Annotated in this window: 24 protein-coding genes, 1 tRNA gene and 2 pseudogenes; 13 read left to right on the forward strand and 14 right to left on the reverse strand. The window is 57.5% G+C overall.

Annotated features, from left to right (window positions below; translation table 11 throughout):
* Window positions 1-51: 51 nt before the first annotated feature.
* The 6 genes from ACZK2R_RS21905 to ACZK2R_RS21930 all read right to left on the reverse strand — a co-directional run bounded on the left by ACZK2R_RS21905 (window position 52) and on the right by ACZK2R_RS21930 (window position 5,945).
* Window positions 52-1,299 (reverse strand): FtsX-like permease family protein, encoded by a 1,248-nt coding sequence (locus tag ACZK2R_RS21905; protein ID WP_219630879.1) that lies wholly within the window; start codon window positions 1,297-1,299, stop codon window positions 52-54.
* Window positions 1,296-2,549, reverse strand: a complete 1,254-nt coding sequence (locus ACZK2R_RS21910) for an ABC transporter permease (protein ID WP_232528132.1) — start codon at window positions 2,547-2,549, stop codon at window positions 1,296-1,298. The genes ACZK2R_RS21905 and ACZK2R_RS21910 overlap by 4 nt, the downstream gene beginning before the upstream one ends.
* A 64-nt stretch (window positions 2,550-2,613) precedes the next feature.
* Window positions 2,614-3,387 carry a class I SAM-dependent methyltransferase gene (locus tag ACZK2R_RS21915; protein WP_049400811.1) on the reverse strand — a complete coding sequence of 258 codons (774 nt, stop codon included), beginning with the start codon at window positions 3,385-3,387 and terminating at the stop codon, window positions 2,614-2,616.
* Entirely contained in the window at window positions 3,377-4,144 is a 768-nt protein-coding gene (locus tag ACZK2R_RS21920) for a hypothetical protein (protein WP_180837709.1), read from the reverse strand. The genes ACZK2R_RS21915 and ACZK2R_RS21920 overlap by 11 nt, the downstream gene beginning before the upstream one ends.
* A gap of 74 nt (window positions 4,145-4,218) precedes the next feature.
* A complete protein-coding gene (locus tag ACZK2R_RS21925; protein ID WP_152905172.1) occupies window positions 4,219-5,466 on the reverse strand; it encodes a hypothetical protein in 1,248 nt (415 codons plus the stop codon).
* Between the two features lie 170 nt (window positions 5,467-5,636).
* The gene (locus ACZK2R_RS21930; RefSeq protein ID WP_032127113.1) at window positions 5,637-5,945 is read right to left on the reverse strand and encodes a hypothetical protein; all 309 of its coding nucleotides are present in this window, start codon (window positions 5,943-5,945) and stop codon (window positions 5,637-5,639) included.
* Between the two features lie 447 nt (window positions 5,946-6,392).
* On the opposite strand from ACZK2R_RS21930, the gene ACZK2R_RS21935 reads away from it, so the two are divergent.
* The 4 genes and pseudogenes from ACZK2R_RS21935 (at window position 6,393) to ACZK2R_RS21950 (ending at window position 9,964) form a co-directional block, all read left to right on the forward strand.
* Window positions 6,393-6,743, forward strand: coding sequence for a helix-turn-helix domain-containing protein (locus tag ACZK2R_RS21935; RefSeq protein WP_049400816.1), 351 nt, complete (start codon window positions 6,393-6,395; stop codon window positions 6,741-6,743).
* A gap of 129 nt (window positions 6,744-6,872) precedes the next feature.
* Window positions 6,873-7,811 (forward strand): annotated as a pseudogene (locus tag ACZK2R_RS21940) (YifB family Mg chelatase-like AAA ATPase); the annotation flags it as partial.
* A 331-nt stretch (window positions 7,812-8,142) separates the two neighbouring features.
* Entirely contained in the window at window positions 8,143-8,502 is a 360-nt protein-coding gene (locus ACZK2R_RS21945; RefSeq protein ID WP_126560847.1) for a hypothetical protein, read from the forward strand.
* Window positions 8,503-8,614: 112 nt separating this feature from the next.
* On the forward strand, window positions 8,615-9,964 hold the full coding sequence (locus ACZK2R_RS21950; RefSeq protein ID WP_180837708.1) for a Shedu immune nuclease family protein: 1,350 nt from the start codon (window positions 8,615-8,617) through the stop codon (window positions 9,962-9,964).
* Window positions 9,965-10,115: 151 nt separating this feature from the next.
* Here ACZK2R_RS21950 and ACZK2R_RS21955 read toward each other — a convergent pair whose 3' ends face one another.
* Window positions 10,116-10,991, reverse strand: a complete 876-nt coding sequence (locus tag ACZK2R_RS21955) for a helix-turn-helix transcriptional regulator (protein ID WP_180837707.1) — start codon at window positions 10,989-10,991, stop codon at window positions 10,116-10,118.
* Window positions 10,992-11,105: 114 nt separating this feature from the next.
* On the opposite strand from ACZK2R_RS21955, the gene ACZK2R_RS21960 reads away from it, so the two are divergent.
* From ACZK2R_RS21960 to ACZK2R_RS21970, 3 genes are all read left to right on the forward strand, one after another.
* On the forward strand, window positions 11,106-14,153 hold the full coding sequence (locus ACZK2R_RS21960) for an HsdM family class I SAM-dependent methyltransferase (RefSeq protein WP_180837706.1): 3,048 nt from the start codon (window positions 11,106-11,108) through the stop codon (window positions 14,151-14,153).
* Window positions 14,150-14,857, forward strand: a complete 708-nt coding sequence (locus ACZK2R_RS21965; protein WP_180837705.1) for a hypothetical protein — start codon at window positions 14,150-14,152, stop codon at window positions 14,855-14,857. The genes ACZK2R_RS21960 and ACZK2R_RS21965 overlap by 4 nt, the downstream gene beginning before the upstream one ends.
* A gap of 77 nt (window positions 14,858-14,934) precedes the next feature.
* Window positions 14,935-15,309: a hypothetical protein gene (locus tag ACZK2R_RS21970; RefSeq protein ID WP_180837704.1), complete on the forward strand. Its 375-nt coding sequence runs from the start codon at window positions 14,935-14,937 to the stop codon at window positions 15,307-15,309.
* A 68-nt stretch (window positions 15,310-15,377) separates the two neighbouring features.
* Here the strand turns inward: ACZK2R_RS21970 and ACZK2R_RS21975 are convergent, their stop codons facing one another.
* Together ACZK2R_RS21975 and ACZK2R_RS21980 are read right to left on the reverse strand one after the other, a co-directional pair.
* Window positions 15,378-15,605 carry a hypothetical protein gene (locus ACZK2R_RS21975; protein WP_180837703.1) on the reverse strand — a complete coding sequence of 76 codons (228 nt, stop codon included), beginning with the start codon at window positions 15,603-15,605 and terminating at the stop codon, window positions 15,378-15,380.
* A gap of 17 nt (window positions 15,606-15,622) precedes the next feature.
* Window positions 15,623-16,534 carry a hypothetical protein gene (locus tag ACZK2R_RS21980; RefSeq protein ID WP_180837702.1) on the reverse strand — a complete coding sequence of 304 codons (912 nt, stop codon included), beginning with the start codon at window positions 16,532-16,534 and terminating at the stop codon, window positions 15,623-15,625.
* A gap of 951 nt (window positions 16,535-17,485) precedes the next feature.
* On the opposite strand from ACZK2R_RS21980, the gene ACZK2R_RS21985 reads away from it, so the two are divergent.
* The 4 genes and pseudogenes from ACZK2R_RS21985 to ACZK2R_RS22000 form a co-directional block, all read left to right on the forward strand.
* Window positions 17,486-18,352, forward strand: coding sequence for a hypothetical protein (locus ACZK2R_RS21985; RefSeq protein ID WP_180837701.1), 867 nt, complete (start codon window positions 17,486-17,488; stop codon window positions 18,350-18,352).
* A gap of 14 nt (window positions 18,353-18,366) precedes the next feature.
* Entirely contained in the window at window positions 18,367-19,221 is an 855-nt protein-coding gene (locus ACZK2R_RS21990) for a hypothetical protein (protein ID WP_180837700.1), read from the forward strand.
* A 24-nt stretch (window positions 19,222-19,245) separates the two neighbouring features.
* Window positions 19,246-19,704, forward strand: coding sequence for a hypothetical protein (locus tag ACZK2R_RS21995; RefSeq protein ID WP_126560856.1), 459 nt, complete (start codon window positions 19,246-19,248; stop codon window positions 19,702-19,704).
* Between the two features lie 434 nt (window positions 19,705-20,138).
* Window positions 20,139-20,225: pseudogene (locus ACZK2R_RS22000) on the forward strand (transposase); the annotation flags it as partial.
* Between the two features lie 143 nt (window positions 20,226-20,368).
* On the opposite strand, the gene ACZK2R_RS22005 reads toward ACZK2R_RS22000, so the two are convergent.
* A complete protein-coding gene (locus ACZK2R_RS22005) occupies window positions 20,369-20,623 on the reverse strand; it encodes a helix-turn-helix transcriptional regulator (RefSeq protein ID WP_126560859.1) in 255 nt (84 codons plus the stop codon).
* Between the two features lie 157 nt (window positions 20,624-20,780).
* Here ACZK2R_RS22005 and ACZK2R_RS22010 point away from each other — a divergent pair, with 157 nt between their 5' ends.
* Together ACZK2R_RS22010 and ACZK2R_RS22015 are read left to right on the forward strand one after the other, a co-directional pair.
* A complete protein-coding gene (locus ACZK2R_RS22010; RefSeq protein WP_180837699.1) occupies window positions 20,781-21,020 on the forward strand; it encodes a hypothetical protein in 240 nt (79 codons plus the stop codon).
* 51 nt (window positions 21,021-21,071) lie between these two features.
* Window positions 21,072-21,164, forward strand: a tRNA-Ile gene (locus ACZK2R_RS22015).
* Between the two features lie 575 nt (window positions 21,165-21,739).
* On the opposite strand, the gene ACZK2R_RS22020 is transcribed toward ACZK2R_RS22015, so the two are convergent.
* The 4 genes from ACZK2R_RS22020 to ACZK2R_RS22035 form a co-directional block, all read right to left on the reverse strand.
* Window positions 21,740-21,907, reverse strand: a complete 168-nt coding sequence (locus tag ACZK2R_RS22020) for a hypothetical protein (RefSeq protein WP_180837698.1) — start codon at window positions 21,905-21,907, stop codon at window positions 21,740-21,742.
* A 184-nt stretch (window positions 21,908-22,091) separates the two neighbouring features.
* Window positions 22,092-23,876: a hypothetical protein gene (locus ACZK2R_RS22025; RefSeq protein WP_180837697.1), complete on the reverse strand. Its 1,785-nt coding sequence runs from the start codon at window positions 23,874-23,876 to the stop codon at window positions 22,092-22,094.
* Between the two features lie 3 nt (window positions 23,877-23,879).
* Window positions 23,880-25,229: a site-specific integrase gene (locus ACZK2R_RS22030; protein WP_180837696.1), complete on the reverse strand. Its 1,350-nt coding sequence runs from the start codon at window positions 25,227-25,229 to the stop codon at window positions 23,880-23,882.
* A gap of 263 nt (window positions 25,230-25,492) precedes the next feature.
* A complete protein-coding gene (locus tag ACZK2R_RS22035) occupies window positions 25,493-26,614 on the reverse strand; it encodes a tyrosine-type recombinase/integrase (protein ID WP_219630878.1) in 1,122 nt (373 codons plus the stop codon).
* Between the last annotated feature and the right edge of the window lie 35 nt (window positions 26,615-26,649).

The following is a 26,649-nucleotide window of genomic DNA, read 5'->3' on the forward strand; positions in this document are numbered from 1 at the left end:
GGCAGTGTGACAATGCATACTCCATGAAACGCAATGACCGGCCCGTCGGCGTCAGGCGCTGCGCAGGATCGCTACCGGGGCTTCCTTGGCTGCTCGTCGCGCCGGAACATAGGCTGCGGCCTGGCCCAACAGAAGCACGGTCAGTACGCCAATGGCGAGAAATGGCGCCTCGATCCTGGCTACCTCGTAGTACCGGGCCACGGCCATGTTCAGGCCGATGGCCAGTGCGGTACCGACAACAGACCCGGTGGCGGTGAGAATCAGGTTCTCCACCAGGAAGTACCGGAGGATGTCGGATTTCCGGGCACCCAATGCGCGCCGGATACCGATCTGACGATACCGCTTGCGAACCCAGAAGCTGGCCAGTCCGTACACGCCCGTAGCCGTTACCACCAACAGCGCCAACCCGGAGCTCAGGAACATTATCGCCATGGTCTGATCGTGGCGGAAGTAGTCGGCGCGCAGTTCCCGGAACGAGGTGCTGCGGGCGATGGTGCGGTTTGCGTCGCGCTGCGACAAGGCCGCCTCACTGGACGCAATCACATCCGCCACCCGCCCATCCGCGGCACGGATGGCGAACATCACGCGAGGCCCGTCCGGAATAAGCGGCAGGATGAGTGACATGTCATTGTCTGCATCGGTCTTCAGAACAGGCCGGGAAAGCGACTTGACGATGCCGACCACCTGGATGGGATGCTGCGCATCGGCATACAGGAACTTGCCGACTGCGCCGCCTTCCGGAAACAGCTTGTCTGCCAGTGCCTGCGAGACAACGGCCTCGCTTGCCTTGTAGAGCCCGGCATAGTCGGCGCTGGCCTCCATCGGCACGAACGCTCCCGCAGACAGGTCACGGCCGGCAACAAGGGTCAGGCCCAACACCTGGACTGCTGGCGAAGATGCCGTGTAGACAGTCGGCTCTGCCTCGACGATACCGGAGATGTCATTGCCTTCAAGCACCTTGTTGGTGAATCCCACCGACCAGCTGCGCTGGGAAAGGGGAAGCGACTCTGCTGCGACTACCTGTTCGACGCCTGGCTGTTGCCGGATGGCCTCCAGGTCGGTCCTGATCGAGGCTGCAGGGTTGGCTGCTGCAGGCCCCAGGTACTCGGTCTCGATGACGCCCAGGTTCGCCTCTTCCAGGCCCGTCTTGTAGGTGAGGGTTCCCAGCCGCTCGGACAGCAGAAACGCAAGGTTCGTCACGCACGCGGTGGCAACCAGCACCTGCACCAGAAGAATGGACGCGATGACGCGGTTGCGGGTGAGCGCGCGGACGACAAGGGGAACTTCTGCAATGCTCATTCTGACGCCTTGATCTGCATGGCCAGACGGCCCGAGGTAGCGCGCAGCGCAGGGAAGAACGCAGCGATCACGCTGGAGACACACGCCAGGCCCATGGTGAGAGCGGCCATGCTGAGATCCATGTTGGCCAGCGAGGCGTAGTCTTCCGGCTGCGTCCGCACAAGGTAGAGGCCGGCCTCTGCAACGATCAACCCTACCGCCCCGCCCAAGCCGCCGATGATCAGTGCTTCAGTGCAGAGCTGATAGATGACGTCCTGCCGACGCGCACCCAGCGCCCGACGGACCGATATTTCATGGGACCGGCGGATGAAGCGGGCGAAGATCAAGGCACTCATGTTCAGCAGGCAAACGATCAGGAACCCCAGGCACAGCGCCAACTGCAGCTTCACCTCGTTGGGGATGATGCGATGCTCGACCAGGAAGTCCTTCAGGGACACCATCCGCGGTGCAGTTGTCCTGTCAAACCTTCCCGCCTGGTGCTGTGCACGTGCGTAGTTGCCCAGGAAGCGCTCGTACTGCTCGACACTGGCCGCGTCAGGCAACTCGGCCCAGAACTGGATCCACGACGTGCGAGCGTCCTGCAGGCGATTGGGGGATTTGTCACCACTCCATGAAAAGACGCTGTTGGACACCGTCATCTGCATCTCTGCCGCGACACCTAACGGTATGAAGAAGTCTTCGCGCCCCTTGAACACGTCCTGCTGAAGGTCCGTATAGAACCGTGGGCGCGGGCTCCACGGACCGGCAACACCCACCACCGTGAATGCCTGGCCACCCAGCCGAACAGTCGTACCCACCAGGCCTTCACCGCCCAAATGAGCAGCCAGATCCTGACCCAGCACGACAACCCGGGCGTGGGCAGCATCATCTTCACGCGTCCAGGCCCTGCCCTGCACCACTGGGATGCCGAACATGGCAAACGCATCCGCAGTGACATACTGCCCTTGCGTGAAGAATGGAATCTGCACGCTGCGCTGCGCATCCACCAATAGACGAGCAGATGCCAGCGCGGCCTGATGGGAGGCCGGGGCCTGCCGCAGCAGGTTCTGGGCATCTACCCAGGTAAGGGCCACCCGCGGGTCCATGCCAGGCCTGACGTCGTAGGAGGTGGGGAGTGCGTCGATGAAGGGGTGATAGAGATGCTCGCTTCGCCCCGGCAGTGGATCCCACGTCATTGTCCGCACGACGGTCAACATCGTCATGCTCGCGCCAATGCCCAACCCCAGCGCCAGGATCAGCGCGGCGCTCATTCCCTTGGTTTCCAGAAGCCTTGTGCGGGCCAGCGCAAAGTAATGGCCTAACATATACGTCTCTCTAATGCAGGAATGTGGCCGCAGTCGGAATCACGTCCACCGGTTCAATCGAGATCCACGCTGTGCTGTTCTGCGCCCTGTCGCGGGCTTCCAGCAGATGCATCAGGCGGAAGCGCGAGCGCTGGACGATCCGAAGGATCGCTTCGATGCCCTTCTCGCTGCGATCCTTGATGAACGCCCTGGGTATCTTGTTCTGATTCAGGGCGTCCACAACGGCTTCCAGGGTCAGGTAACCAAGCCGCTGGGTAGAGGCACTGTCGATGAAGATCGAGGCGCTTTCCGCCATGCGCGGCAGAAACGCCGCTAGCAAGGCCTGGATGCTGTCCTGGGAGTGATTGAAGTCGGAGAAGACCATGTCAATTCCGCCGTCAAAGGCGGGGGCCCGGGCAATATCGGCAAAGCCGATTTCCTGCCAGTTGGAGACAACGTGATTCTCGACCCCGGCCCACTGGAATACGTGCTTCAGGAAAGCGGGATAGTCCTGCGCCTTTTCCCGCAGCAGATCGGCAAACGGCCCCTGCAGGCCCTCCACAAACCTGATGCCTGGCTCGCTGGAGAAGTGCGAGCCATTGTCGTAGGTGTGAATGACACCGCCACCGTTCTCCCGCAGCGCACCGGCCATCCAGGCCGCAGTGACGCCAAACCCGGTGCCCAGTTCAACCACGATGCGTGGGCGCATCCGCTTGACCAAGCTGTACAGCAGTACGCACAGATCCTCGCTTCCGTAAACCCAGCCCATGGACTCGCGCAGCGAGCTCAGCTTTTCAAGCAGCATTCACACCTCCGGCGTTGCCGGCAAGCAACCACGCATCCAACGCATCCTGCACAGCCGCATCGGCCGCGACGGAACGAAGGTAAGGCGAGAATGCATGGAAGGTTACCGCCTCATCCGTCACGTACAGGAGCATCTCTCCCGCTTCGGATCGGAAGGCGTGTGCGGCCGCTCGCGTTAGTTGCTCGCACACACCACCATCGACCTCAACGCTTTCACGGGGAAAGTGGATTCCGTTGTAGTCCCGCCCAAGGAACCACGCAACCACGGGGACGCCCTTCGGCCTGGAAACGTGGAACTGGTGTCTGCGGCGCTCTTCATCATCAAGCTGCCGTTCCTGCCGCCAGTCAAAAAGTGACCATACCGACTTCTGCATGGGGTCTTCGATGCGGGACAGGTCTGGTTCTTCGTAGCCAAAACTGTAGGCGAAGTCAGGCGTGTTCGCGCCTGGAAGAGCGCGTTCGAGTTCAAACCACTGCACGTTCAATGGAGCCAGGCACCGGGACACACCGCGCGTGCCCGTGTCGTGACAGAGGCTCACCCCCCGCGCCAGAAGCGGCTGCAGGCGGATATGGAACCAGCGGGCGTCCACTCCGCGCTCGGCCAGAAACTGTTCGATCTGCGTTCCTGCCAGTGAGAAGACCCGATTCACCACATTGGCTCCGCGGAACAGACGCTCGAGATGCGCACCTGGGCTCAAGCGGAGTACTTCGGGCCAGGGTTGGCCCTCCATTACCGGGATCAGTTCATCAATGTGCATGGCAGGGACACCTGTAGCCATGGCCCGCAGGGCGACAGGGTCAAGGTGATCCGCATGGATGACGACCGTTCTGCTCATTGCTGCCACTCCCCATAGCGATACTGCCGCTTCATTTCGGCCTGCATTCGATCGATCATCTGCCCAACCTCACTATTGATGGCGTCCTTGGTCATCAACCGACCACTGAGATCCTGCTCGATCAGGAAGCCGGCAGCGCAGACGGCCAGCCTGCGTTGGACGTGGCGCTTGGCGGTTTCACCCAGGTCCGGCGAGACTTCAAGATGACGTTTCAGCAAGCGGTGGCACACGTAGTAGACGAAGACAGCGTGGATGTAGGAGGAGTTGGGAATGGGATTCCCGGACCAGGGAGATACGACACGATGCTGGTAGTCATTGGCAACGAAGAATCCGTTGGCCAGCTCCCATGCGGCCAGATAGTTGTGGGTGCTTTCATGCATGATGCTCTCCATGCATGCCTCAACCAGAAGTTCAGGGTTATGCGTGTTCAGCAGTCGAATGGAACCCGGCTGCCTCGGCACATGCTCCGAGCCGTAGCGCCCGGCTTCATCGGAGGTGACGTCTGCCGACTTGCGCACGGTGATCCGCCGGACGAAGTTGCGGATGAGAAGGCCGTACATGGGTTCTGCACTATCGATCGCCGCCAGTGCGTCTGACAGCTTTCGCGAGACATGCTCGCGCTCCGCATCGGTCAGCGGCAGGCACGGTTGGCTCAGCACTCCAGAGCGTGGCTCATGATGCCGCGCCGGTGGGCTCTCAAGATCCAACGCGATACAGTCGCCCAGCTTCGGCAACTGCCGAAGGGTCCACACGCCCGTGGCATCCTTTTCCGCAACGCAGTCTCCAACTGGACTGTAGAGCTGCCACTGCCGCGCCTCCCTCAGGTACCTGCCTGTCCGTCCCTGTGCCAGTTCGGCGATCGACTTCTCCCGAGCGATGATGTCGTGCAGCGCGCCAAGCGCGCGGGCCTGTTCCTCCGCCCTCTCCTGCTCGTCGGCTCCCGCCTCCAGCCTACCCTTCCGTGCGGACTCCAGGCACAGATACTGCTCACAGAACTCGGAACTGAGCAGTACGCGGGCTTGGTGATCGGCACCGATTGACTGGTACATCTGGTGCATGACACGAGCCATGGCCCCGTACTGCTGGTCGGCAAGCACTTCCTGAAGTCGCGCTCTCATCCTGCGGAGTCTTGACCAGAGGATGCCCTCGACGACCGACTCCATGCTTTCTGTTGCATCTGCGATTTCCATCAGGCAGATCGGGTTTTTTACATCTGGCGGTTGGGCCTGGGCCATCGAACTCATTCTCCTACTCCATGTGGTGATCGCCGTCCTCGCCACTTGCTTCTGGCAGCTCTTATCCACCCTTCAAATCCACTTTGAGGCCGAAGACAAGAAGCCGCCTCCGGCCTCCATAGGCTCTGCATGACAGTGATTCACGTGCAAGGGGCGGAGAGATCCCCGCCCCTCTCTCTTCAGACGTCGAATCGGGAATCCGCGGCAATGCGCGAAGCAAATGCCATCTGCTTGCTCGCCGTGTCATGATGGTGATGGGATCCGAATGAATCGGAGTGATGGTGCCCATCTGCGAGAAGCGCGGATTTTTCGTCTCTGAACTCACTGATGCTCAGAGACTGCATATCCGCCTGGATGGACGTCGACGCCGCAATGTCATTGGCGAAATCTCCGTTCGATGCAGCAGCAGAAGCCGAACCTGCTGCCGCGACACCCGCAATGATCAGCGTGAGGGACGAGAGAGTCTTTACAGCAGTGCGTTGGGTCATTTTTCTTTACTCCATGTAATGGTGGGCATTTGATCTTCTGAGCTGCGAACGTGATCAGCGTTGTGGCTCAACTTGATTCAACGGCCCGCCGGCATCCAGCTGCAACCTCGCTGCTGTGCCGTGCACAGCTTCCGCCGTGCGCGGGCGGTTGCGCCCCAGCTTTCACTACGTGCAGAGGGCAACCATCGCCAATCGAGTGCTTGAATTTTCGCTTGCGTGCTGGCCCCGAAAGGACGTCACTGTCGCTAACGTCTTGGCCAAAGATAGGGAGGACGCGGCGTTCATCCCGTATCGCCACGTGTCAGAAGCAGCGTCCTCAGCGCATTCAAGAAGATATTCGTGCGAGAACCGACATATGTAGAACTGCTACAGAATTGACGATCTGTATTGGCGCTCACACACTTCCCCGCACGCCCTGTGCAAGGGAGCATAGGAAGGGGAGTATTCATGGAGTTCCGCACTGATTCACTGTCCGCCCGGATCCGCGTTGCGCGTATCAGCAACGGGCTATCTCAAACCGATCTCGCCAAAGCCCTGAACGTAAACCGGGCGACGGTGGGCCACTGGGAACGCGAACTAGGCTTCGTGCCGTCTATCGACCATCTGCATGCGTTGAGCAGGGTCACGTGCGTGAGCGTATCTTGGCTGATTACGGGGAACACCATCGCCGATGGTGGGAAGCCTGAAGGTATGCGCCTGCAGATGGAAGCCCACATGTTGACGGCATCGCGCAACCTTCCGATCTCCCTCCTCGACAACATTGTTGAGTTGATGAGGTCTGCCGAACGACATATCTGACGTCGTCCCGACGACTGAACCACACGTAGTGGCTGGCCGGACAAATCCTATATACACCGCCGGAGTACTCCGATGGTGATCGGCGCACCGCCGCCGCACCATCAAGCGCCCCTCTGCAGGAAACCACACATGGGCCTGGCGCTGGTCTACAGCCGTGCCCGCGCCGGGGTCGATGCCCCGCTGGTGCGGGTGGAGGTGCATCTCTCTGGCGGCCTGCCTGTCACGCAGATCGTGGGACTGGCCGAGACCAGCGTGCGTGAGTCCCGCGAGCGCGTCCGTGCCGCCCTGCTCTGCGCACGCTTCGACTTTCCGCAGCGCCGCATCACCCTGAACCTGGCGCCTGCCGACCTGCCCAAGGAGGGCGGTCGCTATGACCTGGCGATTGCCTTGGGCATCCTCGCTGCCAGTGGCCAGGTCGACCCACAGTCGCTGCTGCAGTACGAGTTCCTCGGCGAGCTGGGCCTGACCGGTGAACTGCGGCCGGTAGCCGGAGCGCTGCCGGCGGCGATTGCGGCGGCCGAAGCCGGGCGCATTCTGGTGGTACCACCCGGGAATGCGGCAGAAGCAGCTCTGGCCGAGCACGCTGATGTGCGAGTGGCGCGCACGCTGCTGGAATGCTGCGCTGGGTTGGGGAACCCACGCCTGCTGCCGCCCGTAGAACGCGTGGACACGACGCCCCTGCCACTGCCTGATTTGGCCGACGTGCGCGGGCAGGCGCATGCACGGCGCGCGTTGGAGGTCGCCGCTGCGGGCGGACACCACCTATTACTGATCGGTAGCCCTGGTTGCGGCAAGACGCTGTTGGCCTCACGCCTGCCCAGCCTGCTGCCGGATACCGAGGAAGCGGAGGCGTTGCAGCTGGCGGCGATTGCCTCGGTGAGTGGTGAAGGGTTGGACCCACGACGCTGGCGGCAACGGCCTTTCCGTTCTCCCCACCACAGTGCAAGTGCGGCGGCGCTGGTGGGCGGCGGAAATCCGCCCTGCCCCGGCGAAATCTCGCTGGCCCATCATGGCGTGCTGTTCCTGGACGAGCTGAAAGTTAGGTCGTCAAGTTGTCTGTCAACACTGTCGCCGGAAAAGTTGCCAGCGCTAGGTGGCACCTAGATCCATTGCCGTCAATTACAGCTAGTCCAGCGTCATCACAATGGCGTAGGTACTACTCCAGCTGCGACTCTTCAATTTCCACCGCGTTACGGCCTAACCACTTCAATCTTTCGAGCCAGTTGACTCTCGGTCAGCTACACGAAGCCGCCTCGATAGGTCAATTTCTTTGCAATTCTCAACGAATCTAAGACCCCAAATCCGACCAAGCGCCACGGAGGGCACATGAACCGCACCCGACTGTTGACATAGGATTGATGTGATCCTATATTCGGATTCTTATAGAGGAGCCGAAATCATGATCCGAACCCCAGAAGAAACTGCACTACTTATAGCGCTTTTGCTGAAACGCTCAGAACAGAAGAGAGCGCGTATCAGCGTGGCGACGATCCGGCGCTTGTCAAAGCGCAAACATATTCGTGGCGCATTCGTAGAGATGCTTGACGCACAACTTGATTCCCTAGGCGTCATCCTTGTGGAGCTTGATCGCGGAGGGTTTGGGCTAATCCCTTCCAACTTACTTGATGGCGCGCCGGCCATCACCGCGAAGAAATATCTTTCTTCTGACCTAGCAGATTTACGCAAAGGCGCCATTAGGTTTGACGACATCCGCGAAGAGCTTGATGACGACGTAGGCTTGGATGATGACGATGATTGAAAGCTCCAAAGCAGTGTCTGATCGCTTTGCCGCCTTAATGCGTCCAGGGGACTAACAGATGGCCAGCCAAAGAACTCCGAAGATCAGGCGCGAGGGCGTCAGGTTTTCAGGAATGCTCGACTTAAGCTTCACTCTGGAGGGCGAAGGATCGGGCCGCCACTTGATCGTCAGAGCAGCGCCAAGCGCCTTGGCGCTCCAGGTAGATTCGACGATTAGTCAGCGAAGTGTTGTCATTGCCCGCGTGGATGACTCAGACATCCACACCTATCCGATTAATATAAATCCGGGGAAGCCGGATTTCATGCGCTCCAAATACGGTCCATTGCGCGAAATCGCCCTGACATCCTCTTGGTTTTCCTTCGAACATGTAAACGATCTTGACACCTTTACGGAGCTCTTAACCGAGCTACCCACGGGCTTCAACAGAATTGGTGATCTTGGTCTTGGATTTCTCTATGAGTATCGATCCATTCCGGAACAAATTTCCGAGATCGAAGGAATCAAGCGCTTGGTGCTGACCAGAGGCAATCGCGCTCAGCTTGACGGAGACACCTATACCCTCGGTGTTAAGTCGTTTGAGAGCATTCGTAAGGAGCTCGATAGAATCACCGCACGCGGGCGTCGAGAAATGCAGTCCCAGCGTTCTCGCCATGCTCACAACACGCTACTGAGCTCGGTTCAACCTTCCAAATTTCCTGCCAAGCCGGAGGTCCTGCTTCCGGGCGTACTTCGTAGAGCTATCGAAACCGAAGATCAAGTTGCCAACCTGCCCGAGGCTGACCAGCGCGCCCTCATCGCAGCCGCAACCTCCAGTCTGGAAGCTGTCGCACAGGACTCCATCCCTACAGTGCTTCGGCTCGGTCAGACAGCTCAGCGCGTTGCGCTCGAACAACTCATTGTCAAGTTTGAACAACTCCTCACATCTAAGCACAACGAGTCGGTATGGCAGAAGTTTTTTGCGACCAATGCGTTCGTACTGGGCCTTGCGTTTGCCTTTCCAGCTGTGCTCATCGCTGAGCAAGCTCACGTGGGCAGCAAGAACATAAGTGGGGGCGGCCAGAGCATCTTAGACTTTATGATGGCCAATGAATGCTCAGGGAGTGTCGCAGTGATTGAGATAAAGACACCCGCCACAATGCTCCTTGAGGCAAGACCCTACCGGGGCACCTTGAAGGGACCTAGCCGCGACCTAGCTGCAGCCGTGGCCCAGGTTTTGCAGCAGCGTTTCCACTTGGTTAGCGACTTCTCGCACATTCAAGGCAAAGAGCTTGAAAACAAGGATGTCGCATCAGTGCATTGCATTCTTATCGCAGGAACCACTACTGAAGGGAGAGACGATCGCAGATCCTTCGAACTTTTCCGCGGCGCTCTCAAGGACGTAAGCATTGTCACCTTCGATGAGCTGCTGGCCAAACTAAGGACCGTCGCAAACGTTCTGCGGCAAGCGGAGGCCGGAGAATAGGCTGAGGGCTTTCCTTCCAGATGCCGCGCTTATACATGCACTTGTTGCTCAGCATGCCGGGATCCCGCCGCGCAAAGAGCGTCCGCTCAGGATACTTAAAGTGCCTTATGAACTTTGATGTAGTCGCGCTATCGTAGTGGTAAGCGGGCCCTTAGTCGTTGCTGAAGCGATAGCGCTCTGCCAGCGCAGGATCGCAAAGCGCAACTCGAACACCCGGACCTCCATTAGGCGCGGTATCCAGGCGGTGTTGATGTAGGAAGTACTTGACCAAGCACTGACGCATCGTCGCGGACCATCGCCAGCCGTCAGGCGTCTCTTCCATGCCAAACTGCTGCGCCACAATCTCCTGCTGGGCTTTCGACAAGGCGAGTCTTGGCTGGATGGCCACCTCGACAAGCGCCTTCCACTCAGCATCCGCATTGTCGATGGCGGATGGATCGGCTGCAACCACCGACGCGCCACACTCTTTGATACGGCTCAAAACGAAGTCCGCAAAGCGCGCCTTCCGCTCATCATAGGCACGCACGTGCCAGCGAGAAAGAACATAGACCAAGTTCTGCGGCCAGATGATCCTGCGCTGAGGACCATCTTCTGAAAACGACTGGTATATGATCTCGACGCCTTGCCGCTGACTGATAGCAGAAACCATAGGTCTCAACACCTGGGCGGAAATACTGCCCTGCATGCTGGGCAGCACCTCGACTGCCAACGCCGGCCCAGCACCGGCCATGATGGCTGGATCATGTGCGAGCGAGTAGGCAAGCAGAAGCTCTAAGTACTCTTGGGCGTCGCCAGAGGCATGCTGCGGCTTGAAGCTTTCAGTTGCTCGCCACGCTCTTACCTCGGGGTCGTAGGCAAGAAAGCCGGGATAGCGCGCCCGATAGCTGCTAATCTCCCGCGTCACGTGGTTAAGGGTCAACCCGAAGGCCGCGCACAGATCCTTACGCTGTAGACACCCCTCCCACAGCAGCTGGGCCTCGATAAATCTAAATCGCTGTAGCTGCGCTGGGCTCAGTTCAGTCGTCAACCGCGACGCCCCCAATCAGGACGAGTAGTACCCTCGTCAGAATGCTACCACACAAGTTGATTGCCTCAACCATTGTGTTAATATCGGGCCGTTTGCTCAGGGCAAAGGCTTGCCGTGAAAACCGCCGCTTTGAACAATTGGCTAGATGCTTGGGGCTACCTGCAGGAAGCAGGCAACCTCCACCGTGCCGGCAAGGTTCCCGGTTCGCACCCCTACGCCCGTGAGATCGACGACCTCCTTGATCCCAATGGAGACATCCGCGCCCGCGCTGTCTTCGACGTCGATGGCGTCCCGACCGTTTGCTTCCTGGCCAAGGATTCGCGCACCAGCAAGAAGGCCGTCCTGGACGGCATTCGAGAGAGGATCTGGAACCAGAACCTGGTCTCCGTCGTCCTCGTTGTGGATCAGGAAAGCGCGCAAGCCCTGCCCGTAAGTGGTCGTAAGGCCGATGCGGTCTCGCTAAGTCGCGACGAAGCCAATCCGCTTGGCCCGTTTTCCAGCGCCGACGTGCAATCGGGCACAGTGTTCGCTGACCACCCCGAGTGGTTCTCTGCCGAGAATCGAGTCGATCAGGTCTTGCTGAGGTCTTTGAAGGTAATGGTGGATGTCCTGCAGAAGCAGGGATTGACCAAAACCGATGCCCAGCTCCTGATGGCCCAAGTGATGTTTGTCTCCTACCTGGAGCACAGGGGCATTATCGGCGATCAGTACCGCACCGAACACGGAGTGGAGCCTCTCTCCACGTTGGTGGCGGCCAAGAACCCGGCCGGAATAGTCAAGCTGCTCCGCCAGCTGAAGAAGGACTTCAATGGCGATTTGCTTGAGCCCGGCGAACGCCTTGATCGGTTCTGGAATGGCCTGTCGCCGGCTTCGCTCCAGAGCCTGCACGGGTTCCTTAAGCGAGATGACCTTGAAAGCGGACAACTCAGCTTCTGGCGCTATGACTTCCGGTTTATCCCGGTTGAGCTGATCTCGGGCATCTATGAGTCCTTCTTGTCCGAAGACAAGAAGGAGGTCGGAGCGTTCTATACGCCTCGACACTTGGCGATGCTGGCGGTGGATCTTGCCCTGGAGGGCTCCGAGGATGTGCTCAAAGAGCGCATTTACGACGGCGCCTGCGGCTCAGGGATTCTCCTCACAACCGCCTTCCGTCGCCTGATCGGTCACGCCCAGGGCTGCCGCGATAGGACGCTCACGTTCGCGGAGCGTGTAGAGCTGCTAGAGCGTTCAATTTTTGGGTCTGATCTGAATTTGTCGGCCTGCCGCGTCACCGCCTTCAGCCTTTATCTCTCGGTGCTAGAAGGTCTGGCACCTGCCGACCTAGCCACGCTTGCTGCGGAAGGAAAGGCGAAGCTCCCCAAGTTGGTGGGCAAAAATCTACGCGGCGGCGAGGTCGATGGCGACTTCTTCGATGTATCAAATCCGCGCGCAAAGCGCCCGACGTGCACCATCTTTCTCTCCAATCCGCCCTGGGTCGAACCTCCCAAGGCGGTCAGCCTAAGCAGTGATACGTGGGCGCGCGCCAACGGCTTGGATTTGCCTCGACGGCAGACGGCCGCTGCCTTTGTATTCCGAGCCAAGCAGTGCCTAGTACCGAACGGCAAAGTTTGCTTCATTCTCCCAGTGAGCCTGCTTGCCGCCCCAAGCAGCAAGGAATTCATGCGGGACTTGCTGGAGCAGTATCGCGTTGACAAGCTGATCAACTTTGGCGACGTCCGTAAGCTTCTGTTCTCATCTGCACGCCAGCCCACCATGGTAATGGTTGCGAAGCCACGGCAAGAGGATCAGTTTGGCCCGGTCCGAGATGAGCAGATCGACTATTGGACACCTAAAGCAGATGTCAGCCTCGCCTTCGGCCGCCTGACGGTCCATGGCGCTGATCGTAGCCAGATCCGAGCGCAGTCACTTTCCTACAGCAACGAACTGCTGACCACGCTGTTCTGGGGCAACACCCACGATGTCGCGATGATCAGCCAGCAGCGTCTTAAGGGTACGCTGGGAACGCTACTCAAGCGCGATGGCTGGACAAGTATGAAGGGCTTCCACGTTCTGGACTCTTCGGTTGAGGAGCCAGCTTCATCGCAGCCCTTGGCCGTCATTCCCTTTCTGGATGCAAGATCATTTAGCAGCACAGGCTCAATCCTCGACCGTGACGTGCTCAGACCCTTCCCGACGGCAAAATGGCCGACGGTAGCTCGCATCCCGCCGGCGATGCTGAATGCATTCCAAGCACCTAGGATCGTGTTCACTGACGGCTTGGCCAAGGACCGTAGGGTGTGCGCCGCGTACTCCAGCGCCTCCTTCTGCTTTACCAGCAGTATAGGCGTGATCACTGCCCCGCAAGGTCAAGCCAGGCTACTGCGCTTTATCGCTTTCTATCTGCAGTCTGACATCGCTCGCTACTTCCTACTCATGACCGCGTACCAGATCGCCTTTGAGCGAGAGCGCGTGAGCTTGAACGATTTGAAAGCTTTGCCGTTTGTCGCACCTGACGCGCATCGCGACCCGAAGGCCGCCACAGCTATCGTCAAGAAGCTCACCGACCTTCTTGCGGCTATTGAGGCCAAATCGCCGATCCTCCATGGCGACCTCTATGCTACCAAGCGGCAGGAAGCAGAAGATCTTCTTGCAGATTACTTCGAGCTTAGTCCGCAGCAGTACGCACGGATCCGAGAGATCGGTGCACTGGTGGTCGACAGCATCCAGCCTGGGACCATCTCTGATCTAAAGACAGAGCTTCATCGGCGCCCTTCTTATAGCGAAGTGCAGGAATACGCGAAAACTCTGAGCTCTGAGCTACGTGCTTGGCAACAGGCCGCGGGCGGCATTGGATCAATCGAGGCAGACCTGGCGTTCAACGCGGTCGGTGCCCGAGGGCCGATTGGCGTCGTGCGCATGAAACCAAACAAGGCAGCTCAGTCCAAGATTGAGACGGCGGAGTCGAATAAAGCCGTTCGTGCGCTGGTCGACGAACTCCGGAGCAATGATCTTTTGCCGGCGAGCTGGGGGGAGTGCCTGTACGTGATGGGCGACATCATCATCCGACATGGCAACAACATCTATCTGGCAAAACCCTTTATTAGCCGCTTCTGGATGACGGGATCGGCTCAGCGCGATGCCGAGCGTATCGTGCGATACGCCAGGGGAATGGAAAACTCATGAAAGCCGATGCTATGGATAGCGCTAGCAAAGATCCTTGGCAGGATATGTTCCCTCTCGATGAGGCGCGGCAGGCCACCAACTTTCTGGTCTCCACTTGGCATCGCATTGTGAAGGAGTGCCCAGACCATCTGAAGCCAAGCCAGCTAGAGCCCGCACTGACGGAAAATTTCTGGTGGCACCTCAATGAAACTAGCGGACCTGTCGGTCGACTAACTGGGCAGTGGAGCTATGAGCGCCATTTGATGGAGCTTGATTCAGCAACCAAAAAGCTCATCAAGCGCATGCGCATGGATATTACGTACTTCTCCAATGCCCAGCTACCTCAGCTGGACATGGTGTACGAGTTCAAGAAGCTCAGCCCCGAATCCTCAAGCCGCAGCAAGTATCGGGGCAAGGATGGCCTGCAGCGATTCGTCGACGGCCACTACGCCAAGCATCAGCCCATTGCCGCAATGGTGGGCATGACGCTCAAGAATCGGGCGGACTGCATCAGCAAGCTCTCTGCGGACCTGGGCAAGTCAACGGCTCAAACCTCGCTGTCCATGGTGGCCAACGATGCAGGCAAGCATGTTTGCATGCCCTCTGAGCTCTTTGACGCTCATGCGGATTTTGACACTCAGCATGTTCGGCCAGCCGGTCAAGCTTGGAAAGACGGCAACATCCGTGTTGCGCACATCTTCCTACCACTACCAGGCTGCACTTGAATACGATGCAAGTCGGGGTGCCGATGCCCTACTGGGCCCCGCAACTCAGAGTAGTCCGGTAGCGCCAATGCGAGAGCTTGATCACTGTCATCCTTGAGTCACGAACCGACACAATCGCCTCGGACAGGCTGCTGATGATTGCAGAAATCGACGGTCGAAGGCTGCCAGAGATCGTTAGAAATGGGAGGTGGGCCAAGGCGCATTCTCCAGTGCTGCTGTGTTTAAGCACACGTACTTCTACAAAAACCCCCGCACAGGCTGAGGTAGGAGCCGATTCAGTTGATGCCCCATCTTCCCCAATCCAGCCTGCTGAGGTCTGCTTCCGTGCCGGATATGACGATGAAGGGGGCAAGGCACTCAACATTGACGCGGTCAAACGGGTGCTGCGGCTTGCCACACGCGCGACCGACACCCAAATGTCGACCCGCCTCTGCGTGGAGCTGACAGATTGATTCCACTCTACTGATAGGCCTTTGTATTCGACAAAGGAAGCGCCCGACATGAGCCGGGCGCAATTTGGCTAGTCGATGATGTTGCCGTCCTCGTCGCGAGTGTAGTCAGAGCCGCACTCACCGCACACCTGATCGATATGCACGCCATCGTTATGATCAAAGTGATGGTAGAGAACGTCCAATGGGATGTCTGTCACATCCTCGACCTCCAGCTCATCTAGCAGGCGCCGCTCGACCCAGCACTGGACCTGGTGAGCCTGCCCAGACCGCCGACACTCTGGGCAGGGAACCTTCATGCTTACTCCGGGTGAGCTCATGCCGTGACTCCCGGACCACCAATTAAAGTTTCCAGATTGGTGTCCATGCACATCCAACCGACCTCCCATGGCCGACCCGGAAAATGCCTCTCGCTGAGGGCCGTAAGCTCGGAGATTACATGACTGGGCGGGGTGCGCGGGCAGCCTTGGAAGGGCTGATTTTCAAAACCGCAGATGAGCAGCTCCGGCGGGTAGATAGCCGAACATTTGACCTTGCCTGGTTCCGCAGCGTTCACGACCAGCAGCCACTCTTCGCAGGCAGCAAAGAAAACATCCTCGATCCCCTTTGCTCTTGAACGGCCGACTATGTCCACTAGGTAGGCCGGTCCAGTGGCCAGCACTTTGAGCTCCTGCTCCGTCGGACACTCCCAATTTGACCAGCTATTGCGAACTGCGTAGTCGATGTACGCCTGCGTGCTGCACAGCTCCTGGAACGTCATTTCCAAGTCGCCGGCCATCTTCTCCAGCTTGGCGAAGATTACGTCGATTGCCTCTGCGTTGGGCAAGCCGTACTGGGCTGCCGCGTCTCGTTCGAGAATCTTTTGATCCTTGCTACGACGAAGGTTGCGGACGGGCGGCATGCCGTCGCTCTTGAGCCTTCCTGCGGCAATCAGGCGGCCGACACGGTTGACGCGAGCGCGCCACGCTTTGGCGCTAGCGTCCAGCAGGAGCACGCCGAAGTACGCAGCCGTGAAAAGCTCCGTATGGCGAATCCAGGGCAGCCCCTCCAACCACGTGCGATGCACAGGTGCGATCAGCCTTTCTGGTGCCAACGTGAGAAGGCTCCAAGTTGACTTAGGAAACAGCTGGAGATGCTGGTGCGCGGTGGTGAGAGCGATCAAGCTAAGACTATCGAGCTCGATCGCGATGCCAGCAGGCAGCGCGCCACGGTCGTGACGTTGGTTCATACAGTACTCCTAGACGAAACAAATGAAAAAGATGCGCCAAGGGGCGCAATCGGGTTTCGTCGGGCACCGCGCTGCAGCTCAATGCTCCCGGCAGAGCATGACAGCAATCGCCGTTAGGCTGCTGATGCGAAAACTCTGCCAGCGGCTGTGGCCAGAGTCAAGTTCACCAATGACCAACCTCAAGGCGGGATTTGGAGCTTGAGCTGAGACCACCAAGCAGGGAACTCAGAGCAAAGGCGATGAGGATCTATTCGCACCAGCCCCGCCCCCGATGATAGAGGCTCACGGTCAACACGCTTGCTGCGTAGGGAGGCCTCCAAACCCAAAGGCTCCCTGAATACCGCTTCGCCACCTCTAGCTGACAGCGAACTCTTGGAGCTCAACTCAGCAGAGGTTACGGGGTTCGACAGACCGAGGGGGCATAGACTTCGCGACCAACGCCCCCTGAACGAAATTTTATTCTTGTAAATTAATCACTTACGAAGACTCAACATCTCAGAACAGGGTAGTTCGAATGATGTCCTTGCCAGGCTAGTAGATGAGGAACAAGCTTATACTGAACGTCTTCATCATCACCCAGTGCCCCGCGAACGGAATGACTTCAAGGTTGCCGTTCAAAATTTGGCCTTCGGAATTGGCCTATCTGAAAAATTGAGCACCAAAGAGTGTCAACCAAATTGACACCAATTCTTGGCTCAGCGATACTACCCCGGCTCGGTTGGAGACGCGCGTCTCGCCGGCACCCCATCAATGCCTCGAATTCATCGAAGTGCGCTGGTGGAACTTGTAGGGCGCCCAGGGGCCGAAAGAGTGCTGCTAAGTTCTCTCGTTTCGGACGACGCCTTGTAAGGTTGGAACTTAGCAAGATGAAAACTGAAGCATGATCTCAGGAAAGGCCGTTACTATGCGTAACGGCTTTTCCGCTTTTTGCCCTCCAACAAGGAATTTGGTGTGGACAGTGTCACTGCTTGGAAACCCCTTCTTCTGACGCTGCTCAAAGACCGCCCACCAGAGCCTGCCGCTCGATTGATGCAAAGCTTGGTATCCCGGGGCAACACCGTTGAGCTCGGCGGCTTTGACTACAAACGGCTGGGTTTCAAGCGCTTTCGCAATTTCCTCGAAGCTTGCGCGGACATCCTGCACTGGGACGTCGATGCAGAAGGAACGATGCTTGTAAGCCTGCGAAAGGCTACTGAGACCGACAACGAACAGCCCGCGATGGAAGCTGCCACTCGCCGCGTCCCCGCAGTGCGTGGTGACATCTGGATTGCGTTTGCCAATCCAGACCCGTTGCGCGTTCGCTACTTCAACCGCAGTAGTGGCAGCGTCTTCCATCACAAACCGGGTAATGCGGAAATCACGGTGAACAAGCCTGGTCCCGACTGGATCCCCATCAAGCCGGTTGAAGCTGTAGTTCAACAGTCTTGGATGAGAGAGTTTGTGGCCGCAACGCCGGGAATTGAGGCAGATGCGTTCCCCATGCTCAACGCGCCCTACCGAACCGAAGTGAATGCTGAGTTCACCAAGGCATTAGGACCGGATGGTAGTCGCTGGCGCAAGTACCGTACTACCAGGATGATCGATGCCATTTGTCGCTGGGCTCAGCAATCCGGTGTGGATTTGTCACTTCTATGCCCCATCGACCCCAGAACTTCCGCGAGTCAGCCCCCAACGCCACGGCCTGTCGAATCAGCAACCACTGAGATGTCCGCCAAGGAACGCGCACTGAAGCTTTTGGAAGCATTGACGGATGATGAGATCGCTGGAACGCTTGTTCCACTCATGGCCTCAATCATCATGGTGAAATCGCATCGCTGACGGATATCCCAAGGATGGCACTGTTAGTAGTTGGACTTCCGGCGGGCAAAAAGGCGCTTTTCTTGGCTGAAGCCAAGAAGAGAGATCTCAGTGCCGAGCTTCTGCTGATAAAGCGTCACAATGACCACTATTTCCTGATTCCACCGCAGGGGCAGTCGACGATTGCGCTTAAGCGATTCATCGATAACAACCCCGAGCCCGGATCCACGATCCTAGTGTTGCCTTATGCCGAGCAGCCGCATGAGATGATGCCGATGCTCGAGGATTTCGTGGAGTACGGTGGGGGAACCGTCCTTAGACCTACTCCCGCACAAGACGGATGGCCTAGCAGTCTTGTTGAAAACCCACAAGGCAATGATGTGGAGGGCCAGCTCTATGACGCCCTACTGACTCTTTTGGGCTGGGAAAAGCTGCCCGAGAAGCCGCCGCTTCCCTCGGCACGGTTCCGAACGTCTGAGAAAGGGCTGAAGGACTACCAGATCCTGGGTAACGCATTGGACATTTGCGACGAGGTCGCCGAGGTTCGGCATGCGTTTCTGAAGAGATCGGCCGAGGCGTTGGAAGACTTGTGTCGAAAGAAGGGCCAGGTTGGAATGACGCTGGATGCCTTCTTTGCAAAGAAGCGAGCACCTCTGGCACAAACAGGCGGTATAAAGACGTCGGTCTGCTTAATGAAGGGCATCAAGCTGATTCACCAAAGCGACTCAAACATCCACCTCAAAGAAGGTGATCACACAACACCGCAAAGTGCGGCACGAGTCTACTTCCAATCGCTGAGTAGGAACGACCAGTACCGACTGTACTTGCTATATGCGGGCCCACACCCAGAGCGAGAAATCAGCTGCAACGTTGCCTGGGATCACGGATAACGACCCAACTTCAGGAAGAATACAATGGCGGGAAACGACGCGGTCGCCCCAGATGCTCAATGGCTCCGGGATGAGCTCGACAGGCGTACGGCGGGCTACAACGAGCTGAATTTTCTCGAGAAATTCGGCATGTACATGGCCAACGCCCAACTATTGGAGATGGGCGTAAAGCGCGTACTTGTCGGCAAGTTCAACGAGGACTTCGACGAAGTGGAGGAGATGTCGCTGGGCATTCTCGGCAAACGCATGCGACGCAACGGAGTGCGCGAAGAAGTCTTAGCGGGCCTGAAGTACATTACTGAATCTCGTAACCACATTGCACACGCTCTTCTAGCAGAGCATCACATCTGGGTCAGCGTGATGGGCGATAGAATGCACAATCGGCAGGAACGAGATCTAGACAAGGCGTATCTAGAGCTAATGAGCTTTAACCTTGGGTTTGAGCACGCCGAAGAGAACAATCTCTTTGTGCTTCCCCAATAGTCCACCAAACACCTGGTACCAATTGGCCGACGTTGAAGCTCAGCCGCCTGCATCGGACAGCTCGCGTCAAAGACCGCTACGATGAAACCTTCACTTTAAAAGACCCCGCCACTGAAGGCGGGGACGTCGCCACCAGAGCGACCTGGGCAAGTGGCCCTGTCGTAAGCAAAGCGGATCCTGTCCGGCGAGAGCACTTGATTGTGCGAATCTGCCGCTCATCGCACATCCAGCTCGCTGATCCGCATGAGAACACGTTCAGACGCAATCTCAAGTCCGCCATCGTCTGGCAGATAAGGAGACCCAAAGAGAGGCGCCTCAACCCAGAGGTGCTCTTGCCCAGGGTGCGCATAGGATGCGTAATCGTCCCGACGTCCCCCCGAGATTGAGTAGCGCGACGGTTTGGAGTCCAATCCTCAACGACAAGGAGATTGGACGTGAAGAAGCGCTTTTCCGAAGAACAGATCATCGGCTTCCTGCGCGAGGCCGAGGCGGGCATGCCGATAAAGGACCTACGCCGCCAGCCGGTGGAGCGACCTTGGGGGTCCAGGAACAGACCACTTTCGTGCAGAATTCGCACGATGTCCGCAAGGAAGGGACGCGATCCTGTTAGGTGCGGCCCTCTCTGGCCTCAGATGCAGCAGCTTTGGAGCACATTCCCTGAGCATCAGACCGAGTCGGACTGGAGATGTGTTAGGAGGGTGAATGCGTCTTCCTTAGAGATTTCGAGCACCCGGCATAGCTGAACAAATTCAATGATGTCGAGACGGCGCGCTCCTGCTTCTACTGCCGATAGGGCCTGCTGAGACCAGCCCAGTGCCTTCGCGACCTCCGTCTGACTTCTTGCAAGCGCCTCACGTCGACGCCGCAGGGCTTCGATCAGGCTTCTATACTCGGCCTGGTAGATCGTTTTTCGGGCCATGGAACCATCGCCAAGCTTGGGCGATAGGTACGGTATGACTCGCTCACCGATTACACGAAAATCATGTAGTATCAGGCGAGCCCGTCCAGCTAACCCCGTATGCTTGGCCGGCTTTGCGCTTGGGTATTGGCCGCATCCCGCCGGATGAGGAGACAAGATGATCGAAGTGATCTTGAGTTGGTCCGTTCGTGAGGTCCGGGATGGAGTATCTGGTCCGGAGGTTCAGGCCGTGACCGACTTCCGACTGGGCGTGACGGAGCGCGACTCAGGCGCTGACGCATTTAGAGATAGCCTCCTCCGACAGTTGTCGATCTATCTGGCCGAAACTGTCTTCCTGGATGTCGTCCAGGTTGCGGAGCTCAACCGGGATCTTCTCGCCGGCGATGGTGCCCTATGAATGAGATCTCCGCTTCATATCACCGAATACGGAGGCATCGTCCGTTGACATGCCCCTGTAGCTCAATAGGTAGAGCAGCGGTTTTATAACCCGTCAGCGCCAGATAAGCGGCTTGTGTCGGTTCGAGCCCGACCGGGGGCACCATCCATTGCACTGACTTGTCGTCTCGACAACCTGTGCCAATCCCCTTGAGTGTCCTGACTCAGCCGGAGATAAGCTCTATGCGAAGCATTGGAAGCCCGATCTCACTAGAGCATCTTGCAGTCGCGCGGCGAACGGACCTCGCCACCCAATGGCCGACTGCAACCCAAGTCGAGCGAGCTCTTGGCGACGAGCGAAGCGGCCAAGCGCCATTCGCTATGCGGTGGTTTCGTGAAGGAAGACTTCTGGCAGCCTATCTACCTGACTCGGGCGGCAGCTGGCACTTTCCACCTTGGCAGTTCGGTTGCGATGGCAAGCCGGTCCAATACCTCGCAGAGATCCTTGGATCGATTCGGCGCACCGGCCAGTTTCTCGACGCCAAGGGTCAAACCACTGGTTGGTCAGAGATTGAATGGTTTCTCTCCGGCCATGCCCTTCTGGATGGGCGATCGCCTGCAGAGCTGCTCGCAACAATGCCCCATCAAGTCTTGAGGGCTGCGCTTACTGAATTCCAGTCAGAGAACTGACCAGGCATCGGCACAAAGGTCCTCAGAATGTGGCTACAGGCTTGCCGAACCTCATCCTCGCGCCTTCTTCATTCGGAGTCGTTCAACCGTTGACTGCGCAAAGGCCAGCTCCTCACGGGCATCATGCAGGGCCGCTGCCAGCTCACCACACAACGTGGTAAGAATCCCGACCTTCTCAACTTCGCGCCTGAGTCGCTCTCGAAGAAGATCGATCTTCAAGGCTACGTCCCTTTCGCGCTTTTGTGGGTCTGAGAGCTCAGCAATCTTTGCAACCACGCATTGATGGGACCGATAGACGGACTGTCTCGAGATCCCACAGCCTTCTGCGACCGATCTAACTGATGGCTTTCTGCCGCCCGCCCTCCAAGCCGCCAGCTGCAGCTCGAACTCGGTCAAAAGACACTCACGGTTCATCACTTCCCCCAATAACAGAGAGAATCTTCACTGCCTGTGCCAATCTCTCAGCGGCGATCCTCTTGGACTGCGCCGGAGTTCCTCGAAACCTGGCGAACTCTTCCAAGTCAGCAACGCGCCGCCTCCACCACTCGGCATGCCGAGGCGTCGCTGCGAAGTTCAAGCAGCTCGCACAGGTAGTTGGAGTTCTATTCGCTTTGTTCGGTCCGTCTTCATTCCCCTCGCACTTCGATCGCTCTTGCCGGTAGAAGCAGTATCCCCAATCGCAAGGACCCAGAACGACCCCGGCACCCAGCATTCGAAACACCTCCTTCTGGGTACTCACGCGCGACAGTACAGCTTCGATCCTCCGCCTAGTCGCTTCCATCACTTCAGCAGGAATATTCGTATGTACGGAATCAGAGTGCGCAAGATCCTCCATGGCCCTGATCACTTCTAAGCTGGATTCTTCGTTCAGTAACTTGGTCAGCTCTGGGTCGCTGCCGACATAGTACGTATCAGTGATCTGCGCATCCAAGTGGCCGTACTGAAATGCGAGGGCGCCGAGACTGGAGCGATCTCGCCTTGCAACGAATCGGGCTAAGAACCTCCTAGTCTTCCGAAAAGTCAGGTGCTCCAGCGCCGTTCCTCCCTCAGGGCACGAAAGCTGGGCGAATTCTCTCACCCTGCATAGCAACATCGAAGCCCATGCAACCTTGGATGGTGCGCGCGTCCGGCCACTTAGATACGGCTTTCTGCTCACCACTCGAGCCGCCAGAAGCGCCTTAGTGCCGCTATTAGCTCGTACTTCTGCCCCCAATAGTTCAATTGCCTCCACCGCAGCTTTGACCTCTGGGACGACTATCCAAGTGTGGGCACGCCCACTTTTGGCGAGAATTCCTTTGATGACCCAACTGCCGAACTCACCGTCACCCTCTTTCTCAACACACCCGACACATAGTCGCTGCAACTCAGACGTTCGCATAACCGAAAGAAGCGCAATCACCGCGATAGCAGCTCCGATCACCGTCCCAATCATTCGCTCTTCGCTCAAACACGTGCGCTCTCCAAGCCTCTTCATGGCCTCAGAGCTAAAGTTCGGCCGATCCCCTACCCACTCTGAGTGCCAATGACGACGTCCACGTCTGGCAGTCCTTGTGGCCCTGGGTCCGGCGAACTTGCTGACGAGCTTAAGTACCTCCGGTGCGTCCTCCTGTACCACCACCAGTGCGTCCCTCAGCACCCTTAGAATCAGATCCTCGCCGAGAGCGTCTGTTCCGGCCTCATTCCCAGCCATCCTAATTCTCTTGCGCGATCGCTGCGCGACCGCAGAGCAGGCCGCCCGTACCTCGACAGAACAGTCAGTATGTCCTCTCAGAAAATCCTCCACGTTCGCAGACCGGCAGCCCTCCGCACGTGGCGTGATCCGCCTACCCTTCTGAAATCCGACAACCTCGCGGCCCCAATACTCAATCAGCTCAGAATCAATTTCTTTGGGCGACGCAGCGCCGTGCTCTTTACACCAGACAGCGAACGACTTGATGGCGTAGAACCGCTCTCTCAATGTCAATGGGATAGTCGACGCCCGCGGCACCAACCCTAGAAGAGTTTTCGCAAAGTAGTCTTTCGCGGAAGACCTCCAAGCGGGGGGAAACTTATGGAAGTCTAAGCAGATCCTATGATAGGAATCGCCAACGACGTACTGACGGAGCTCCCAGCAGCCATCTTCATACCGGACACCAAATTTTGCGAGATCGAAATCAACCTTCTCTGGCGCAGATCGGACCCTCTTCATAGATCACTCCATACTCAGATGCGGGATCTTCAGAGCGAGCGGCCTCGCTACTTCAAGCACATTTTTGGGAACCCTTTCCAGCAATGCCAGCAAGACCTGGTGCGTTGCCTCAAAAGCTTCCAGATAGCGTGCTCGGACATCGAATGATTTATTGGCCTGCTTCTTCATTCGCTCTAGCGAACTCAGTGTCGCGAGCATCCTGGACACATGCTTCGCGCTGTCAATCACCACAATGCTATTGGGACATGTCGCGCACTGCAGGTACTGGAGACACTCCTTCCCAACAATTGACTGCGGCGCGACCCCCGAAGACGGATCAGAGCACTGCAATCCCGTCACAGTTTCGTAGCGACGCACAGTTGGACGCCTGGCCTCTTCCAGAACCTTGCCAATGAACGTCGCAACTCTTCTTCGAGCTTGTGACGAGGGAGGATGCTGACTCAGGTATCGCTGCGTTGTCCTAGGATGGCTGTGCTGCATCTTCCTCTGTATGGACTCAATTCCAACACCTGATGTACTCAGAGCCTCTGCACCAGACGCGCGAATGTCGACGAAGTTGAAGTCCGGAAGATCATGCTCCTTGATGAATTCGGCCAGCGCGTTGTGCCAACCCTGGACATTGGGAGTCCTCGCCCCCGCCCCGAACGGACTGATGAACAAGCGCGCTGAAAAATCACCAGCAATCGGGCGTAAGACGCGAGTTTTTTGAGTGATATCGTCTACCAGAGCAGGAACTGAGTAACGACCATCTGCACTCACGTCTAGCACCTGTTGCCGTCCGGCCCTGTACTTGTCCCATATGACGCGTCTCTTCAACGGGTCAACCGGATGCGCTTCAACACAGTCCACAGAGATCTCCATTGCCGACTGAGGATTAGCGAGTGTCTGGCACATCAGACAAATGAGATATGGGATGAGATCACGTGCGTCCAAGACGAGGTAGCGACGAACCTCCCTGTACCGGCAGCTGTGCTGAATCAAGCCACTCCTTGTCAGCCGGTGCTTTGCTAGCACTCCTCGCTGCAACCCCTTCTGGATGCCAACCAATGTGACAACGTCACGGCCGGAGAGCTCCTCACATTCGCCAGTTCTGATCGCGGTCTCGCCAACCTCTAATCGTCGACGCACACGATCAATGCCCTTCTTACTAGCTGAAAAAATCACAGATAGGTCGCTGACAGACAATCTGATACTGCGCACAGACTTCGCCTCTCGCGTCAATCCGCAAGGACCGGAATCAACATTCATCCACAAAATTGTGTTCGCTGCGTCGTTCAGCGAAAGCCATCTGTAGATCGCTGCAATGAAGTTGTAGTGAGAGATCGCAGTTGACTGGCGAACATTCCGATCCATGGAGCAGAGGAAGTCCTTAATGACTGACTGACGCTTCACTGCCACATTAGGATCACGCTGAGTTGCCAAGTATCTGCAGTACTTTCTTACCGAGGCCCACGCTTGCCTTCTGCTTACGGATCTGTAGGTCGCCGTCAATGCTTGGAATGACCTTGCTAGATGCGAGGCGACAGCAGGACTGAGACCCAACAAACGAAAATCGTATGACTCCACGTCCCGTCCCGGAATGTCGCTCACAAACCTGATCACTAGGCTCTCATTCTTCATTCAAGGCTCTCCTGCACTTCGATCAGCGCTCGCAGCACTCCGAGGTCCATCGCTTTAACGGTATCCAGGTATAGCTCTGTTGTCGCAGGACTGGAATGACCAAGAATGTGCTGCAGAACTTTGGTCGGATTTATCCCGGCACCACTGACTGCACAACGCTCGAGGGCAGCGTTCATGTGAGCGGCAAAGGTATGACGTGTACAGTGAGGTGACGCGCGTATTCCCGCCAGCATTGCGGCACGTCGAAATGCACTGTAGTAAGAGCTGGAAGTAGCAGGCATTCCCTTTTCATTGACGAAGATCTGATCCGTTTCTATGCGCGTCCTCGACAGAAGCCTCGGCCTAACCGTTTCAATGTAGTCCCAAGTCACACTCATTAGAGCTCTGGTAACAGGGACATCTAGCGGCTTACCTCCCTTTACCGTCAGCCTGACATAGGCAATTTCGTCGACTTCTTCAGGGAGTTGCGCGATAGTTAAATTTGCAACATTGGTCCGCCTAAGCCCCGTGGCTATGCACCACTTGAACATCAGCGAGTAAGGAAGCTTCAGTCCAACAGCGATGCTCTGAGCATCTTGCGCAGAGAGCGCCTTCGGAACTTTTTTGTAGGCTTTGGCGGCTGCCACTTTCGATGCCGCATGCAGAAACCTATCAATCGGATATCGGTCGATCTCTTCCAAAGGATGATGGAGGCGCCATCTGGTCCAATCGACCAGGAAGGCATAGAAGTCACTGACAATTGCAGTTCTTAGATTGACTGTAGAGTTTGAGGCAGGATGCCCTCGCCCGATACCCTGTGCCATGGACCTCCTGAAATCACTCAGCGCCACTGGAGGTGGCCTGGTCCAGTCCATACCCCGAGCGTCAAGGTGCTGTAACCAGTCCTTCAATCCTTCGGCATAGGTCTGGAGCGTTCTCCGACGATCCCGAGCACTATCTATCCGGTACTTCTCCAAGAGATAGCAAAAGCAGGCCCAATTTAGCTTCCCCTCACCATCGATGAGCAATGGAAAACCTTCAGGAAGCCTGCTTGTCATGTTGGCCCCCAGTTGGGTACCGGCAGGAAGATACTGACTGAATAGGCTGGGATCACGCACCTTCACTATCAGCAGAAGCATAGGATGATCTCCCGAGTGGAGTCCCTCGGATACAG

It is taken from the genome of Stenotrophomonas sp. 96582_Sma (assembly GCF_056480905.1).